Consider the following 16,511-nt stretch of genomic DNA (forward strand, 5'->3'; position numbering starts at 1 on the left):
GCTGCCGCACGCGCGACGGCGCGCACGCATCGCGAAAGGAATCGTAGACGCGCTCGCCGCGCGTCGCCGCGTCAGTGCGCAGCCAGGCGCTGCGGCAACTCGCGCAGGAACGCATCGCGCGTGCGAACGCCCGTGGAACCCGGCTCCTTGCGCTCGTCCTGCGTGAGACTCGCGAACACGAGCGTCTCCTTGCCGCGCTTGATCCAGCCGACGAACCAGCCGAATCCATGCGCTTTGTCGCGCGTACCGTCTGCCAGAAGCGGGTAAGCCATGCCGGTCTTGCCGTGCACGATCGTTCCGTCGGCAAGCGTCGTCGTATCGACGATCCGCTCCGTCATGTCGATCGCGTTCGCGGACACGGGCAAATCGCGATTCAGCATCCTGCGCAGGAATCCGATCTGTTCGAGCGGCGAGATCTGCAGCGACGAGCCGATCCACGCGCGATCGAGACCGTTGTTCTTGCCGGGGTCGCCGGAGAGGTCCGCGTTGCCGTAGCCGAACGCCTTCGCGTATTGCGCAACGCGTTGCGCGCCCAGATGATGCGTGATCTGCTGCGAGTACCACACGACCGAATACTTGAGCCACCGCGTCGGATCGGTCGGCTGCTTCCATGCCGCGCCGCCCCAGTCGACGTAGCCGTCGCGATACGGCAAGACAGGCTCGTGTTCATTGCGCAGGAAGCCTGCGTCGTAGCCCATGAGGCTCATCGCGATCTTGAACGTCGAAGCGGGCGTCGCGCGACGGCTGCAATCGCCGTCCTTCAGCAGGAACTTGCCTGTCGTTGCGTCGGCGATCGCCGTGCAGAGGGTTTTCGCATACGCGGGGGCGGCGGCGCAGCCCAGCAAAACGAGCGCGCTCGACAGCGCGTGCCGGATTTTCACTATAGGTCTCGACGAGTTGGATGGTGTCTCATCGTTCGGCCCGAACGATCGAGTCGATGATTGTATAGCCAATCGTCACTCGTTCGTTCAACGGATACGATTTGTTCGCCAGAATGACGACGCCGACCTTCTTCGACGGGACGAACGCCACATACGTCGAGAACCCGTTGGTCGACCCGGTCTTGTTGATCCACACGTCCGGCTTCGGCGGCAGCGGAGGATCGAACGGCTTCGCGACGACGTCCTTGCCGATCAGATCGTTGCCCGCGAGCAGCTTGCCGAGACTCACCGGATACGGGTACTGCTCCCAGATCAGGCTCTGGATCATGCCGTCCGCTTCGTAGTAGCCGACATGCGTCGCTTTCATTGCGCGCGCCCATTTGTCGCTCAGCGGCACGAGCCCCATGTTCGCGTCGACGAAGCGGATCAGATCCGTCGCGCACGATCTGACGCTGTACGCTTCGGACGCGAGCATGCCCGCCCTCAGCCGAATCGGCGCGCCCTGCTTCGTGTAGCCCTGCGCATCATCGTCTTGCCGCTCGGCGGGCACGTCGATGTAGCTGTGCAGCATGCGAAACTCGGGAAACAGGTTCTTCTCGATCAGCGTCTCGAAGCGCTCGTTCATGCTCGCCGCCGCGATCATCCCGAGCGTGCCGATGCCGAGATTCGAATAGACGCGATGCGTGCCGGGCGCACGGTCGGGCCGCCAGTTCTTCAGGTAGTCGAGCAGCTCGGCGGTATTCGTGATCGTGTCGGGCACGAACAGCGGCAGGCCGGACGTCTGCGTGCCCATGTTCAGGAGGCTGATCCGATCGAAGCTGCTGCCTTGCAGCGCCGGCAGGTAGCGGCTCACGCTGTCGGCGAGCGACAGCTCGCCGCCTTCCTGCGCATACGCGGCGAGCGTCGCCGTGAACGTCTTGCTGAGCGAGCCGATCTCGAACAGCGTCCGGCCGGTGACGGGCCGCCGCGTCGCCTTCGACGCGACGCCGTAGTTGTAGAAGTAATGCCTCCCGTCGATGCTCACCGCGATCGCGAGCCCCGGAATACCGTACTTCTCTTGCAGAGGTTGCGCAACGGCGTCGACGATGCGCCCGACGTCCGCCGGCTCGATGCTTCGAGCGGCGTGCGCGGCGATTGCGAGGCAGCAGCTCAGCGCGAGCCACATCCTGATGACGAACTGCGTACGTTTGCGCATGGAGAATCGGAACGTTCGGGAGAATCGGAGCCGGACCGCCGACGCTTTATCGTCGAGAACGACACGGCGCGGCACGGACTTCGGCTGTCAGTCGAGGATTATTGCAAACGCAACCCACCCGGACAAGCGACGCTCGCGGACGAGCCTTCTCCGCCGCGCGACCGGCGATGCCTCGAAAAGCAGAACGGACCGGCGCGAAGCCGATCCGTTCTTCTCCCGCGCGTGCCGCCCGCACGCGCATTTCGACCGAGCGGCGCGCCTGCGCGCACCGCTCGACGGCTTGCATATCAACCGCGCGCCGCGCTCTTCGCTTGCGACACCTTCACGTCGTCATCGTCGTCGCGGCGATGGGGCGTCACGCGCTCGCCAACGCGCACCGGGTACGCCCGGCCGCCCATCAGCCCCTTCCACAGCACCTTGTTGTACGCGACCGCGTCGATCCGGTCCTCGACCGAGAAGTCCATGCCGCGCGTCGCGAGCGCCCAGTAGCGCATCCCGTGCGTCGGCTTGAGCGCCGCCGTCCTGATGTCGCCCGACGGAATCGGCAGTTGCGTGTTCGCGAGCAGGCCGGACGCGACCGCCTTGAAGCCCCACTTCGACTGGTTCAGATCGAACACGTCGGTCATCGGGCCTTGCGTCGCATCGAACAGCCCGAGGTGATCGAGGCCGAGCACCTCGGTGATCGTGCGGATCATGTTGACCGTCGTGTAATGCGTGCTGACGACCGCGTTCTGCTTCACGTACGGCCCGATCACGAACGCCGTGCTGCGATGCGCGTCGACATGGTCCGGGCCGTCCTGCGCGTCGTCCTCGACGACGAAGATCAGCGTATCGGCCGCATACGGGCTGTTCGCGACTGCCTGCGCGACGCGGCCGACCGCATAGTCGTTGTCGGCCATCTGAATCTCCGGCGTATTGACGCCGTCGAGCGCGGTCGAATAGGAGCCCGTATGATCGTGCGGCAGGCGCAACAGCGTCAGCGACGGCATCCGGCCGTTCGCGGCGAAGCCGTTGAACTCGCGCTCCCACTCGAGCTCGCGATAGAGATCCGGATACGCGTTGTCGTAGCCGCGGAAATAGGAGTCGGTCAGATTGACGAGCGCGGGCGTCACGCAATATCCCTGCACCACCTGGTCGGCAAACGGTGCGCGGTCCATCGGGATCGCGTTTGGACCGCTGTTGCGCGCAATCTCCATGAAGAACCCATAGTTGCGCACCGTGAGGCCCGCGCGCAATGCCGCATTCCAGATGTAGCCCTGTTGAACCGCGTCGGACGGGCCGTCCGGCGCGGACACGTCAGCCGTGCCGGGGAGCAGGTCCGGATCGGCCGGCAGCGCCGGGTTCGCAGCCGCGCGCTGCGCGCCCGTCAGCCCGACGTCGACGTTCCGGTTCTGGCCTTCCCAATCGTACGAGCCGCCGCGCGAGCCGGCGCGCACCGGGCTGCCCGCATAGTTGACGGGCAGCATCTTCGCGCCCGCGTCCGATTCGCGCGCGCCCGTGCTCCACGGCCAGCCGTCGCCGCTCACGTCGCCGGAATCGTAGAAATTGTCGAGCGTGACGAACGTCTTCGCGAGCGCATGCATGCTCGGCGTCGTCGCGTCGGGAAACTCCGCGAGCGACGGATCGCTGTTGCCGCGGCCGACGTCGCCGAGAATCTGGTCGTACGTGCGGTTCTCCTTGACGATGTAGATCACGTGCTTGATCTTCTTGCGCAGCGCGGCCATCGTCGCGATGTCGTTCGACGTGAGCGCCGCGTTGAAGCTGTTGTTGTTCGCCACCTGCGTCGTCAGCAGATCGAGCGTCTTGCTGCCGGGCGCCGGCATCCACATCAGGCCGCCCTTGCTCAGTTGTTCGATGTACTGATTCTCGACGAGCTTCACCGGCGTGTTCTTCACCGGGCACGGCACGGTGCGGCCGCTGTCCTTGCAGTTGCCCGGATTCGGGCCCGGCATGTTCTTCGTGTAGACGACGTACAGCGCGTTCGCCGCGCCGACCGCGACGTCGGACGGATACCAGCCGGTCGGAATCAGGCCGGTGACGGCGGGCGACGCGCCCGCGAGCGAAATCGCCGCGACGTCGTTCGTGCCGCGGTTCGTCACGTACAGCGTGCGCTCGTCGGCGGACAGCGCGAGCCCGTTCGGCGACGCGCCGCGATACTGCATCTCGGTGACGAGCCCCGTGGGCGCGACCGTCGACACGGTCGACACGACCTTGTTCGCGGCCGTGTCGATCACCGATACGATGTCTGCGTTGTCGGACGCGACGTAAAGGCGCGACTGCGCCGCGTTCAGCACCATCTTGTTCGGATTGCCCTTGACGGGAATGCGCGTGACGACTTGCGGCGCATTCGTCGAGAGATCGACGACGACGATCTCTCGATCGCGCTCGCTCGACACGTATGCGGTCTTGTTGCCGACGATGCGCACCGCATTCGGATACTCGCCGCCCGGCGTGCCCGATGCGCCGCCGCTCTTGCCCGGCCGCAGATCGCGCTCGGCGAGCACCGCGCCCGCGTTGAGATCGACGAGCGTGATCGAATCGTTGTAGCGATTCGCGACGACCGCGCGCTTGCCGTCCGCCGTCACGTCGATGCCCGTCGCGAGCGGCGTGCTGCCGATGCCGTTGCCCGTCTTGTGATTCAGCGCGATCGGCGCGCCGGCCTCGCCCCATGCGCCCTGCGAAAGCGCGAAGCGATGCAGGTTGTCGTCGCCTCCGCCCGTCACGTAGAAGTGCTGACCGTCCTGCGCGAACACGATGCCGACGTAGGTGTCGGGCACCTGCAGCACCTGCTTCTTGATGGGCGTGCCGCCCGACACGTCGAACACGAACACGTATTCGCCCGAGTCCGACTTGATCATCTTGCCGTTCGCATCCAGCACGTTGTTGTAGCCGCTCGTCAGCACGAGAAGCGTCTTGCGGTCGGGGCTGAGCGCCTCGGAGACCGGCTGCCCGGCGATGTAGTTCGGCGAATCCGCGAGCCCCGGATTCAGCGGAACGAACGCCGTGCCCGGCGCGGCCGCGGGCGAGATCAGTTGGCCCGTCGCAAGCAGCGTCGTGCTGGTGTCGCCGAGCGCTGGCGTGTCGACGGAATCGCTGTTGCACGCCGCGAGCGCCAACGCCGTCATCCCAACGAGCAGGAAACGTCTATACACAATGAACCCCTTCAAGAAGGCGCGACGCCGCTTTGACGGCGCCGGTGTTGTAATGATCGGTAATAGACAGGAACCCTAAGGGCAAGGAGTGACCCGCTGATGACAGCGCAGCGGCTTCTCGCTCGCGCAGCAGCCGCGGGACGCCGCAACGGCGAGCCGCATATGTGCGACGGAGTTTGGGGAACGGATGTGGACGCGCGGCTATCTCGTCATACGAGTGCACGCCTGCGGATTGCCGCTGTTCATGACGTACCGCTCGTCGCGCAGGATCGATTTCGTTTGGCTTTCATCAGGCATGGCGTTCGCGTGCCGATGTTGTCTTCGCGGCGATGCCGGAAGGGTTCGGCATCGCGCGAACGTCGGTGCGCCGGCGGCTACGCCGCGCGAGTCGGCGACGCGGCAGTCGCTTGCGCACGCGCCACTCTGCGCGCAAGCAGCACGATGACGAGCAGCGTGGCGACGTAAGCGACGATCTGGATGCCCGCCGGTCGCGCCGTATAGCCGACGAGCGTATGCAGCATCTTGCCGACGACGCTCGATTCCTTGAGCAGCCACGACGTGTCCCAGACGGTGTCGCCCCACGAAGGCAGCCAGCCGGCCGACACGAGAAAACCGACGCCCTGGCTCGCCATGCCCGCGGCAAGCAGGACGATCAGCGCGTTGGTCACGGAAAAGAGACGCTTCAGCGGAATCTGCAGCAGCCCAGCATACATGCCGGCGCCCAGCCCGACGCCGCCGAGCACGCCCAGCGCGCCGCCGACGATCATCTGCGGCGTCTGCCCCGGGTCGCTCGCCGCGATGCCGTACAGGAACAGAACGGCTTCCGAGCCTTCGCGCAGCACCGCGACGCCGACGACGATCGCGAGCCCCGTGAGCGGCCGGCTGCCGGCCGCGACGGCCCGGCCGACCTGCGACAACTGCAGCGCCATCTCGCGGCCGTGCTTGCCCATCCAGATGCTGTGCCACGCGAGCATGATCGTCGCGACGAACATCACGCCCGCGTTGAACACCTCCTGCCCCATGCCCGACGCCCACGCGGAAATGACGTCGGCGAACGCCGCGATGAGCGCCGCGCCGACCACGCCGCCGAGCAGGCCGCCGCTCACCCACCACGTGCGACCGCGCACGCCCTTGGTCGCCGCGAGGACGATGGACACGACGAGCGCTGCTTCGAGCACTTCCCGAAAGACGATGACAGCGGTGGAGAGCATGGTGCGCGGCGCTTTACTTGACGGTCAGCCTGGTTTTCGATTCGGCTTCGTGATACTCGTCGTGGAACTCGTACGTGCCCGCCTTCAGCGGCCCGATGTAGACGTCGACCTGCTTGCCCGCGGGAATCACCTTCTCGGCCTTGAAGTCGTCGCTCTCGAACTCGGCGGGCGTCGCGTCGAGGTTCTTGACCGTCACCTTCACTTTCTTGCCGGCCGGAATCGTGAAATCCGCGGGCGAGAATTTGTGATCCTTGAGCGTCAGGCTGTATGCGTCGTCGGCGGCGAACGCGGGCGTCGCCGAAGCGGAGAACGCGAGCGCGAGCGCCAGTGCGGAAATCGTCTGAAGAGCTTTCATGTAATGAACGAAAGGAAAGGATGAAGATGAAGAGATGCGGACGATAATAGGATCGATTCTCGTTCAGACAATTCGATATCCTTATTCTCGTTATGGACATGTCGCACCGCGCGATTCGCGTGCGCGGCGCGCAAGTGGCGAAGCGCCTGGGTTCGGGAACATCGCGCGCTTCGTCAATCCGGCAAAGCACCTGTCGCTTCCAGCATCGTATGAAGAAAGCATGCGGCGACGGCCGGTCGCAACAGCATGCCGGCCGATCGAACGCGCCCCCGCGATACTGAAAGGCAGATGTATGACCCATCGTCGACATTCGGGCCCCGGTGCACGTCGACGACCGCCGGCTCGCATCATCGCTTCGCAAGCGGCTTGATTGACAGCTTCTCTACCTTCGGACGGAATCGGTTCGGTGCGTCTTCCGTTGCGACGCGCGTTCCTCTCCAACCCGCCATTCATGATGCTTGCCGCATTCGGCGACATCGTCCGACATGTTCGCCGTCATCGAAACCTTCACGCCGGACACGCTATCCGACATGCGGCTCATGGATGACGACGGGGCATTGCACGCAGGCGGCGCTCGCATGCTGCGCGTACCACCTGCACGTGCTTCGGATGCCGCACTTCGGCAATCCTGCCTCCGGCGGCGCAAGCACCGCAGGCTCCTTCACGATCGCATCGACGAGGCCGCAACGATGCCCGGTCCACTGCGCGCACTTCCCGCCCAGGCACGGACCGAGAAATCGAACGCGGTTTTCGACCGGCACGCCGTTTGCGTGCAGACCGTCGAGCAATTCCCTGCTGATCGGGATCTTCGGGCTGATATAGGCGACGGTCCCGCTGTCCATCACCGCGCCCAGCACCGCTGAGGCCGACTCGGCCGGCGCGCTCGGGCAGGTGCCGAGCGACGCGTCGCCCGCATCCGCCTGCGCCGCGCCGGCCGCGCTTCCTCCGGCCGGCGTCATCTCATTCCCCGATCCGCTCTTGCTCGGTCACTTTGAGCAGGCGCTCCGCCTCTTCGGCGACGATGATCCGCCCGCCGTTCGGCAGCACGACGTTCCACGCAGGCCCCTTGATCTGAGTGGCGTTCTCGCCGACGAGCGCGGTGAGCAGCGCGATGTTCAGTTGCGCGGACGCATGCGCGATTTGTCTCCCGTCCAACGCCGCGCCGGAAACCGTGATTTTGAATTCGGTTGGTTTCATGGTTGTCTCCACAGGCTATTTCAGTTGTTGATGACCTGCACCGGGTCTTTGTTTTTTGCGCCGCATAACGGATTAAAAATAGTTCACCGAAACCGGCAAGTCAAAATTCGATCATTTACATGAAAACTGGATTATCGAATTAAGTGATTGGATAACGCATCGGCTTCTCGCTGCATCGGCTTGTCGCTCAGCACTTCGAGATTTCGCTCGATCTGCGGGCTCATCGGCATCTTCGGGTTCGCGCCTTTCGGCGGGATCGGCGATTCGAACCGCTCGATGCGGCACAATGACGCAGAACCGGCGGCAACATCGACAGAAACGCCGATGCGCGGAATGGCCCGCTAAAATGGCCACGCGCGCTGATCGATCGCCCGCCTCGCCCCTTTGGCGCGCCGTGCAAGACTACCTCGGCAAGCAGCGCACACACCGCGCCCGCTTTTCATTTCAACGGAAATCATCATGGCCCAACTCCCCGAAGACAAACCGGTTTCGCCCACGAGACGCGCGATTGCAGCCGGCCTCGCGCTGCTGCCTGTCGTCGCGTTTGCGCAGAAGACGGCGGCGAAACCCGTCGTTCAGGTGTGGAAGACACCCACTTGCGGATGCTGCGAGGACTGGCTGTCGCATCTGAAGAACAACGGCTTCGATGTCGCCGTGCACAACGTCGAGGACACGTCCGACGTGCGGCAAAAAGCCGGAATGCCGGAACGCTTCGCGTCGTGCCATACGGGCCTCGTCCAGGGATACGCGCTCGAAGGCCACGTGCCCGCTCGCGAGATCAAGCGGCTTTTGCGCGAGAAACCGAACGCGGTCGGGCTGGCCGTGCCCGCGATGCCGATCGGCGCGCCCGGGATGGACGGACCGGCGTACAACGGCCGTCACATGCCTTATGACGTGCTGCTGATCAGGCGCGGCGGGCAGCCTAGCGTGTATCAGTCGTATAGCTGACGGGTTGCGCGCATTTCGAGCAAGGGGCGTGCGGTCGCGGCGCGCAACCGACGAGGCCGCGGGTGCTTCCGGACGGTTTGCCGACATTGAAAAATCGAGAAACGGGGCGTCGGATCGTTCGGCATGCGCGCGTCGATGAGCCGCGGCAACTGCTGCAACAACGCGCCGATCGCATCCTCCTCCGGCACGTTCAAGAACGAACTGGTCTATCATCGGCGCTTTACGACGCGTGAGCGGGCACGAAGCGCGATCCGCGAATACATCGAGATCCTCTACAACCGGCAGCGCATGCAGGCTCGCCGCCATGACCGATCATCTGCTGCATTTACGCCGCGCTTCCATCTGAATCAGACTGCCGCTCAACCCGTTGGCCTCCGCGAATTCCAACCGACCTCCCCCGACGCCATGACCCGCCAACCGACCGCCATGCCGTTCAGCACGCTGCCGCTGACGCCCGCCACGCTCGCGAATCTCGCGCAACTCGGCTACACCGACATGACGCCGATCCAGGCCGCGAGCCTGCCGATCGCGCTCGCCGGCCACGATCTGATCGCGCAGGCGAAGACCGGCAGCGGCAAGACGGCTGCGTTCTCGCTCGCGCTGCTCGCGCGCCTCGATGCGCGCCGCTTCGACGTGCAGGCGCTGGTGCTGTGCCCGACGCGCGAACTGGCCGACCAGGTCGCGCAGGAAGTGCGCCGCCTCGCGCGCGCGGAGGAGAACATCAAGGTGCTGACGCTGTGCGGCGGCACGCCGATGCGCCCGCAAACGCAAAGCCTCGAACACGGCGCGCACATCATCGTCGGCACGCCGGGACGCATCATGGACCACCTCGACCGCGGCACTCTCACGCTCGGCGCGCTGAACACGCTCGTGCTCGACGAGGCGGACCGGATGCTCGACATGGGCTTCTTCGACGACATCGCGAAGGTCGCGCGGCAATGCCCGCCGGCGCGCCAGACGCTGCTGTTCTCCGCGACCTACCCGGACGGCATCGCGAAGCTGAGCCAGCAGTTCCTGCGCAATCCGAAGGAAGTGAAGCTCGACGAACGCCATGACGACAGCAAGATCCGCCAGCGCTTCTACGAAGTGACCGAGGATGAGCGGCTGCACGCGGTCGGTTTGCTGCTGAACCACTATCGTCCGGTGAGCACGATCGCGTTCTGCAACACGAAGCAGCAATGCCGCGACCTGCTCGACGTGCTGCGCGCGCAGGGCTTCCACGCGCTCGCGCTGCACGGCGAACTCGAGCAGCGCGAGCGCGACCAGGTGCTGATCCAGTTCGCGAACCGGAGCTGCTCGGTGCTCGTCGCGACCGATGTCGCCGCGCGCGGCCTCGACATCGCGCAACTCGAAGCGGTGATCAACGTCGACGTGACGCCCGATCCCGAGGTGCACGTGCACCGCATCGGCCGCACGGGCCGCGCGGACCAGGACGGCTGGGCGCTGAGCCTCGCGAGCATGGACGAGATGGGACGCGTGGGCGGCATCGAGCAGGCGCAAAAGCGCGACGTCGAATGGCATCCGCTCGCGGAACTGAAGGCCGACCGCAACGAACCGCTGCTGCCGCCGATGGAAACGCTGCAGATCCTCGGCGGCCGCAAGGACAAGATCCGCCCCGGCGACGTGCTCGGCGCGCTGACCGGCGATGCGGGTTTCAGCGGCGCGCAGATCGGCAAGATCAACGTGACCGAGTTCTCGACGTACGTCGCGGTCGAACGCGGCATTGCGCACGACGCGCTGCGCAAGCTCAATGCGGGCAAGATCAAGGGCAAGCGCGTGAAGGTCCGGCTGATGGACGAATGACGCCGGCGTCACGCCGATGCGACACGCTGGCCCACCCTCTCCAGATACCGCTGGATCGCGCCCCACTCGCCGCCGCGCCGGGTCAACGAATACACGGCCGACCTCGTCGCCCGGCATCCGGCGCGCTTCGGCCGCTTCGCGACCCTGCCGATGCGTGGGAGCAGCCGGTGTCGATCGAGCACCGCGCCGCGTGGGAAACGTGCAACCGCCGGTTCCATGAGGCGCTGATTTAGGCGGCCGCGTCACCGTGGACCTATCTGGTGCGGCGCATGCTGTCGCAGCAGAGCGAGCGCTACCGGCGCGTGTGCATCAGCCTCGAAGATTCGAAACGCGACGCGCACGCGGAACACACGTGCATCTTCGACGCGGCGATGCGCCGCGCCGATGCGCGCGCGGCGCTCGCGCCCGAGGATCACATCAGCACGACGCTCGACGCCAAGACATACGCGGCATCGCGAAACCTCGGTCATCACGTTTGGGCAGGCGCGCGGAGCGGATGCCGACGCGGCGGTTTGCCTCAAAAGCAGGATGGGCAAACACATTTCGGCAGATGTAAACGAGCCTCAGTTACGGCTTTCGTTTCCCGTGACCGCGCGCCCCACCCTCCCTACTCCACCGTCACCGACTTCGCCAGATTCCTCGGCTTGTCGATATCCGCCCCCCTGATGCACGCCGCATGATACGCGAGCAACTGCAACGGCACGACGTGCAATATCGGCGACAACAACCCGTAATAATCCGGCATCCTCATCACCGAGACCCCGTCGCCGTTATCGATCCGTGTGTCCGCGTCGGCGAACACGAAGAGCTGCCCGCCGCGCGCACGCACTTCCTGCATGTTCGACTTGAGCTTCTCGAGCAACGCGTCGTTCGGCGCGATCGTCGCCACCGGCATCGTGTCCGTCACGAGCGCGAGCGGCCCGTGCTTCAGCTCGCCCGCCGGATACGCCTCCGCGTGAATGTACGAGATCTCCTTGAGTTTCAGCGCCCCCTCGAGCGCGATCGGATAGTGCAGCCCGCGCCCGAGAAACAGCGCGTTCTCGTGACGCGCGAACTCGTCCGCCCAGCGCGCGACCAGCGGCTCGAGCGCAAGCACGTCCTCGAGCGCGCCGGGCAGCCGGCGCAGTTGCTGCGTGTAGCGCGCGAGCTGCGCGTCGTCGACGTAGCCGCGCATCCGCCCGAGCGTGACCGCCAGCGTGAACAGCGCGACGAGCTGCGTCGTGAACGCCTTCGTCGACGCCACGCCGATTTCCGGACCCGCCCGCGTCAGGAAGCGCAGCCCGGCCTGCCGCATCATCGCGCTCGTCGGAACGTTGCAGATCGCGAGCGTATCGATGTGGCCGAGCGCCTGCGCGTACTTCAGCGCGGCGAGCGTATCGGCCGTCTCGCCCGATTGCGACACGACGACGATCAGCGTGTTCGGCATCGCAACCGCGTCGCTGTACCGGTACTCGCTCGCGATCTCGACCTGCGCCGGTATCCGCGCAACCGTCTCGAGCCAGCGGCGCGCAGTCAGCCCCGCGTAGTGGCTCGTTCCGCACGCGAGAATCAGCACGTTGTCGATCTGCTCGAATGCGCGCCGCGCGTCGTGGCCGAACACCGCCGGATCGAAGAGCCCGGCATCGGGAATCGTCGCGGCAACCGCGCGCGGCTGCTCGAAGATCTCCTTCTGCATGAAGTGCCGGTAAGCGCCGAGCTCGACCGTGCCCTGCGTCGACGCAACGGTCTGCACCGCGCGCACGACCGGCCCGCCGTTGCGATCGACGATCCGCACGCCGCCCGGCGTCAGCTCGACGATGTCGCCTTCTTCGAGAAAGATGAACCGGTCGGTGATGCCGGCCAGCGCGAGCGCGTCCGACGCGAGGAAGCACTCGCCGTCCTTCAGGCCGACGACGAGCGGCGAGCCGACGCGCGCGCCGATCAGCCGGTTCGGCTCCGTCTTGCTGAACACCGCGATCGCATACGCGCCGCGCAATTGCGTCGTCGCGTCGCGCACGGCGGACAGCAGATCGCCGCGGTACCTGCTGTGGATCAGATGCGCGACGACCTCGGTATCGGTCTGTCCGTCGAATTCGTAATGCTGGCTGGCGAGTTGCGTGCGCAGCGCTTCGTGATTCTCGATGATGCCGTTGTGAACGAGCGCGATGTGATCGCGCGAGAAGATCGGGTGCGCATTGCACGTCGCGGGCGCGCCATGTGTCGCCCAGCGTGTGTGCGCGATGCCCGTGGTGCCGGTCAGGCCGGCCGTGCGCACGTGCGCCTCGAGATCGGCGACGCGCGATACGCTGCGCGCGCGCCGCGCCTCGCCGTCCACCACGGTCGCAACGCCACACGAGTCGTAGCCGCGATATTCGAGGCGACGCAGGCCTTCGATCAGAATCGGAACGATGTTCCGTTGCGCTACCGCGCCGACGATCCCACACATGACTCGTTACCTCCGATGACCTGCGATGCCTGCGCGCGTCTTCTTCTGCGCGGCGCGGCAGCGGCCGACGCGGTTGTGAATCCGCAGCGCGCGGGCGCGACCGGATCGGCCATCCTGCTTTCGAATGCCAGGTAGAGCGCTTCCTCGAGCACGTTCCAGTGCGGGCCGTGCCGGTACGGACCGGAGCGCGCGTGCCAGCACGCGACGGTGTTCCAGTCGTTCATCTTGTATGCGACGAGCGCGATCAGCCCCCACGGGAAATCGGTGCCCGCCAGTTGCAGCCATGTCTTGCCGTAGCGATGCATCCATTGCGCGTAGATCGTCGCATTCGACTGATCGGGCACGCGGATGCCCGACAGGATCGGGAAGATCTGCGCGACCTTCTCCGGATAGAAGCTCGTGTCGCCGATCTGCTGCGTGCTCGCCCGGAATCCCGACTGCGCGCCGCGCCAGAACACCTGCAGGATCGCGGCCGACAGCCGGTCCGCGCGCTGGCTCCACGGGCCCGCGTGCGCGTAGTCGGCATGGCGGATGTAATACGCGGCGAGCGCCTGCAGCGCGCTATGCACTTCGACGTTGTCCATCAACAGCGCGACGTGCAGCGTCGGCGAGATCTGGTAGACGCCCGTGCGCTTGTCGAGCAGCGTGTCGAGATGCGCGCTCGCGCGCGCGAGGCTGCGCGCCCAGCTAGCCGGCATCCCGCCCGGCGGCGCGAAGCGCGCGAGCAGCTCCATCCACGTCGCCATCATCGCGTCGTCCGCGTCCGCGTCCGCGCAGGCCGTGTATTGGCCGTCCTTCAGGCAGAAGCGGTTGAAGCCGCCGTCGGCGCGCTGGCGCGGCAGCAGCCATGCGATCCATGCGCGCGCGGCCTGGCGCGCGTCGAGCTGCGCGTCGGACGCGGCAAGCAGCGCCTTCGCGGCGAAGTACGGATCGATGCCGGCCCCGTTCAGGCGCACGGTGATCGCGCCGTCGGGCCGCTGGTAGTAGCCGGTCAGTTGCAGCTCGGCGGCGTTCGCGCACAGCGCGAGTCCGCACATCGCGAGCGACGCCGCGCGCGACGCGCGGCGTAGCAGAAGACGGGCCGCCCCGCATGTGCGAGCGGCCGCGGCGAGCGCGGGCCGGTTCATGATGTCGTGCGCTTTCCGCGCGGTTGTGCTTCGAAGTCGCCGGCGCGGCCGAAGCCGCGCGCGGCGACATGCTCACTGCCTATTGCATCGCTACAGTTTCGCGCTCGTGAACGTCAGGCTCGTGCCGGCGCCGGCAATCACGAGCCAGTTCGTCGAATCGGAGCCATCGACGGTGGCCACGCCTTGCGTCACGACCGGCATCGCATACTTCGCCTTCGGCAGCAGCCACGTCATGTCCGCGAGGCTCGTCGGATGGCTCGCGTTGAACGTCCAGCTCGCCCCCATGTCGGTTGCCGTCCACGTGACGTTCAGCCGCGAGCGGTCGAAGTTCGTGATGTCGCTCATCGTGTACCACCTGAACTGGCCGAGCTGCTTCAGCGCATTCGCCTGCGTGAAGATCGACGCCAGCACGGTCGGATAGAACGACGCGCCGTACGGGTGCGCGTAGATCAGCCGGCTCGTTCGGTTCGCGACGACGAAGTTCATCAGGTTCGCGTACCAGTTCGCGATGTCGTTGATCGGCACGCCGTACTGCTGGAACTCCTCGAACGTCGCGTACTTGCCGAACGGCATCACCGGATACGCCCACAGGCCCGGGTTCAGCAGCGCGCCGTTGCGATACGCGCGCGTCGGCTCGGAGCCGGTGTGGCCCGTGAAGTAGTAGCCGTTGAAGCCGTTGCTTTCGAGCCAGTTCACGGACCAGGTCGGCGTGTTGCCTTCGGGCGCCGCGTATTCGACGTCGGGCAATCCGGTCGCCGTCATCACCGCCGAATGGTTCATCGTCAGATACTGCTGGAACGTGCTCTGGTTCGTCTCGCTCGCATACGCGCCCCAGTAGTCGTGAATCCAGCCGCCGTGGCTGCCGACGTGGTGCCCCTTCGTCAGGAAGTATTTGACGAGGTTCAGCGCGGTCGGGTTGTAGTCGAGGTTGATGCCGTTGCCGTCGCCGAACGTCGCTTCGTCGGGGCCGGCGGTGATCACGATCGAGAACGGCCCGTTCGTCCACACGCCAAGGCTCTTCAGGTACATCGCCGGCTGGATCTGGTCTTCCGCGCAGAAGTGCCAGTTGAGCACGAGCCCGGCCTTCGCCCTCGGCAGGTTCGACAGCGACGGCAGATTCAGCAGGTTCGTGCCGAAGTAGTGCAGGTAGCCGTGGATCAGCATCCCGTCGGTCTGGCCGTCGAGATACGCGAGCGGCAGGTTCACGAACAGCACGCCGCCGTTGCCGTACGTGTTGTAGCCGGACACGAGGCCGAAGCTCGGCGACGTCAGGATCGTCGTGCCGGTGTACGTGCCTTGCGTGACGAAGCTCGGATACGTGAGGAACCCGTACACGTAGCCCGAAATGCCTTCGAGCGTGTCGGTCTGCGTGCTGGTCGTCGCAAGCCATGTGTTCGTCTTGGCCGTCACGGTCTTCGTCAGCGAGCTCGCGCTGTACGTGCCCGACTTCACCGGCTGGCCCGTGACGAAGCCCGTCAGTTTCGGCAAGATCGACGTGAACGCGCCCTTGCCGTCCTTCGGCAGCGTGTAGCCGAACCATGCACTGTGGTTGTAGCCCTTCAGGCCGCCAGGATTCGACGGGCTCGCGCTCAGGTACATCACCGCGCCCGAGGTCGCCGTGCCCGTCGTGCCGGTGGCGGCGGCCGGCAGCGCGCTCGTGGTCGTGGTCGTGGTCGTCGTCCACGGCATCGACTTGCCGGGCGGCACCTGAAGCGTGCGCAGCCAGCTACTCATGCCGGTCACGTTGCCGAGGCCGATCATGTTGCCGAGCAACTGGCTGTACAGCACGTAGTCGACGCCGACCATCGAGCTGAAGCGCGACTTCGGAACCGGGTAGAAGCCCGCCGAATTCAGCACGCCGAAGTCATAGACGAGCATCACCTTGCCGCCGTTCAGCGCGTAGTTCTGGATCGCGGTGACGAGCGTGTCGTCGGCAACCGTATGCACCTGGTCTGGCAGGATGAGGCCGGGATACTGCGACAGCGTCGCGCCCGCCAGCATGAACTGGCTGTCCGTCATCACCTTGATCTGGAGTCCTTCCTCCTGCGCGCTGTCGAGCCAGGCGGACACTCTCGGGTCAGGCAGCGTAAGCGTATCCGGGACCAGCAACAGCAGTTGATTGGTGGCCGCGCGCGCGCCGCCTGGGCTGAACGCGAACGCGAGCGCGAACAACGCGAACACGATCCGCAAGAATTTGCCTGACTTCGCCAACATGAT

The 16,511-nt window shown here is 65.8% G+C and carries 13 protein-coding genes and 1 pseudogene; 4 read left to right on the forward strand and 10 right to left on the reverse strand.

Features of this window, described 5'->3' with window-relative positions:
• Nucleotides 1-71: 71 nt before the first annotated feature.
• The 7 genes from blaOXA to WS92_RS01955 form a co-directional block, all read right to left on the reverse strand.
• A complete protein-coding gene (blaOXA, locus tag WS92_RS01925) occupies nt 72-881 on the reverse strand; it encodes an OXA-42 family class D beta-lactamase (RefSeq protein ID WP_059932938.1) in 810 nt (269 codons plus the stop codon).
• Between the two features lie 28 nt (nt 882-909).
• Nucleotides 910-2,076, reverse strand: a complete 1,167-nt coding sequence (gene ampC, locus WS92_RS01930) for a class C beta-lactamase (RefSeq protein ID WP_059932940.1) — start codon at nt 2,074-2,076, stop codon at nt 910-912.
• Between the two features lie 287 nt (nt 2,077-2,363).
• Nucleotides 2,364-5,201: a phosphoesterase gene (locus WS92_RS01935; protein WP_059932943.1), complete on the reverse strand. Its 2,838-nt coding sequence runs from the start codon at nt 5,199-5,201 to the stop codon at nt 2,364-2,366.
• A 401-nt stretch (nt 5,202-5,602) separates the two neighbouring features.
• Nucleotides 5,603-6,439, reverse strand: a complete 837-nt coding sequence (locus WS92_RS01940) for an FTR1 family iron permease (protein WP_059932945.1) — start codon at nt 6,437-6,439, stop codon at nt 5,603-5,605.
• Nucleotides 6,440-6,452: 13 nt separating this feature from the next.
• Nucleotides 6,453-6,794 carry a cupredoxin domain-containing protein gene (locus WS92_RS01945; RefSeq protein ID WP_059932946.1) on the reverse strand — a complete coding sequence of 114 codons (342 nt, stop codon included), beginning with the start codon at nt 6,792-6,794 and terminating at the stop codon, nt 6,453-6,455.
• A 521-nt stretch (nt 6,795-7,315) separates the two neighbouring features.
• Nucleotides 7,316-7,753, reverse strand: coding sequence for a hypothetical protein (locus WS92_RS01950; protein ID WP_059932948.1), 438 nt, complete (start codon nt 7,751-7,753; stop codon nt 7,316-7,318).
• A 1-nt stretch (nt 7,754) separates the two neighbouring features.
• Complete coding sequence (locus WS92_RS01955) at nt 7,755-7,991, reverse strand: hypothetical protein (protein ID WP_006028130.1); 237 nt, start codon at nt 7,989-7,991, stop codon at nt 7,755-7,757.
• Between the two features lie 459 nt (nt 7,992-8,450).
• Here WS92_RS01955 and WS92_RS01960 point away from each other — a divergent pair, with 459 nt between their 5' ends.
• The 4 genes and pseudogenes from WS92_RS01960 (at nt 8,451) to WS92_RS36245 (ending at nt 11,422) form a co-directional block, all read left to right on the forward strand.
• Nucleotides 8,451-8,939, forward strand: coding sequence for a DUF411 domain-containing protein (locus tag WS92_RS01960; RefSeq protein ID WP_015603076.1), 489 nt, complete (start codon nt 8,451-8,453; stop codon nt 8,937-8,939).
• Between the two features lie 108 nt (nt 8,940-9,047).
• Nucleotides 9,048-9,299 (forward strand): annotated as a pseudogene (locus WS92_RS36240) (IS3 family transposase); the annotation flags it as partial.
• A gap of 66 nt (nt 9,300-9,365) precedes the next feature.
• Nucleotides 9,366-10,742: an ATP-dependent RNA helicase DbpA gene (gene dbpA / locus WS92_RS01965; protein ID WP_231755963.1), complete on the forward strand. Its 1,377-nt coding sequence runs from the start codon at nt 9,366-9,368 to the stop codon at nt 10,740-10,742.
• Nucleotides 10,743-11,011: 269 nt separating this feature from the next.
• Nucleotides 11,012-11,422 carry a hypothetical protein gene (locus WS92_RS36245; RefSeq protein WP_231755960.1) on the forward strand — a complete coding sequence of 137 codons (411 nt, stop codon included), beginning with the start codon at nt 11,012-11,014 and terminating at the stop codon, nt 11,420-11,422.
• Here WS92_RS36245 and glmS read toward each other — a convergent pair.
• The 3 genes from glmS to WS92_RS01980 form a co-directional block, all read right to left on the reverse strand.
• On the reverse strand, nt 11,350-13,167 hold the full coding sequence (glmS, locus tag WS92_RS01970) for a glutamine--fructose-6-phosphate transaminase (isomerizing) (protein ID WP_059932950.1): 1,818 nt from the start codon (nt 13,165-13,167) through the stop codon (nt 11,350-11,352). The genes WS92_RS36245 and glmS overlap by 73 nt on opposite strands.
• Nucleotides 13,143-14,294, reverse strand: a complete 1,152-nt coding sequence (locus WS92_RS01975) for a hypothetical protein (RefSeq protein ID WP_059932952.1) — start codon at nt 14,292-14,294, stop codon at nt 13,143-13,145. The genes glmS and WS92_RS01975 overlap by 25 nt, the downstream gene beginning before the upstream one ends.
• 90 nt (nt 14,295-14,384) lie before the next feature.
• A complete protein-coding gene (locus tag WS92_RS01980; RefSeq protein WP_059932954.1) occupies nt 14,385-16,508 on the reverse strand; it encodes a polysaccharide deacetylase family protein in 2,124 nt (707 codons plus the stop codon).
• Nucleotides 16,509-16,511: the final 3 nt, after the last annotated feature.

Source organism: Burkholderia sp. MSMB1588 (assembly GCF_001546925.1).
Lineage (GTDB): Bacteria > Pseudomonadota > Gammaproteobacteria > Burkholderiales > Burkholderiaceae > Burkholderia > Burkholderia humptydooensis.

What these genes read in the sequence shown, in the direction of transcription:
- ampC (WP_059932940.1), bottom strand. Translation starts at nt 2,076, where the DNA reads ATGCGCAAACGTACGCAGTTCGTCATCAGGATGTGGCTCGCGCTGAGC.
- WS92_RS01935 (WP_059932943.1), bottom strand. Translation starts at nt 5,201, where the DNA reads ATGACGGCGTTGGCGCTCGCGGCGTGCAACAGCGATTCCGTCGACACG.
- WS92_RS01940 (WP_059932945.1), bottom strand. Translation starts at nt 6,439, where the DNA reads ATGCTCTCCACCGCTGTCATCGTCTTTCGGGAAGTGCTCGAAGCAGCG.
- WS92_RS01945 (WP_059932946.1), bottom strand. Translation starts at nt 6,794, where the DNA reads ATGAAAGCTCTTCAGACGATTTCCGCACTGGCGCTCGCGCTCGCGTTC.
- WS92_RS01950 (WP_059932948.1), bottom strand. Translation starts at nt 7,753, where the DNA reads ATGACGCCGGCCGGAGGAAGCGCGGCCGGCGCGGCGCAGGCGGATGCG.
- WS92_RS01955 (WP_006028130.1), bottom strand. Translation starts at nt 7,991, where the DNA reads ATGAAACCAACCGAATTCAAAATCACGGTTTCCGGCGCGGCGTTGGAC.
- WS92_RS01960 (WP_015603076.1), top strand. Translation starts at nt 8,451, where the DNA reads ATGGCCCAACTCCCCGAAGACAAACCGGTTTCGCCCACGAGACGCGCG.
- dbpA (WP_231755963.1), top strand. Translation starts at nt 9,366, where the DNA reads ATGCCGTTCAGCACGCTGCCGCTGACGCCCGCCACGCTCGCGAATCTC.
- WS92_RS36245 (WP_231755960.1), top strand. Translation starts at nt 11,012, where the DNA reads ATGCTGTCGCAGCAGAGCGAGCGCTACCGGCGCGTGTGCATCAGCCTC.
- glmS (WP_059932950.1), bottom strand. Translation starts at nt 13,167, where the DNA reads ATGTGTGGGATCGTCGGCGCGGTAGCGCAACGGAACATCGTTCCGATT.
- WS92_RS01975 (WP_059932952.1), bottom strand. Translation starts at nt 14,294, where the DNA reads ATGAACCGGCCCGCGCTCGCCGCGGCCGCTCGCACATGCGGGGCGGCC.
- WS92_RS01980 (WP_059932954.1), bottom strand. Translation starts at nt 16,508, where the DNA reads ATGTTGGCGAAGTCAGGCAAATTCTTGCGGATCGTGTTCGCGTTGTTC.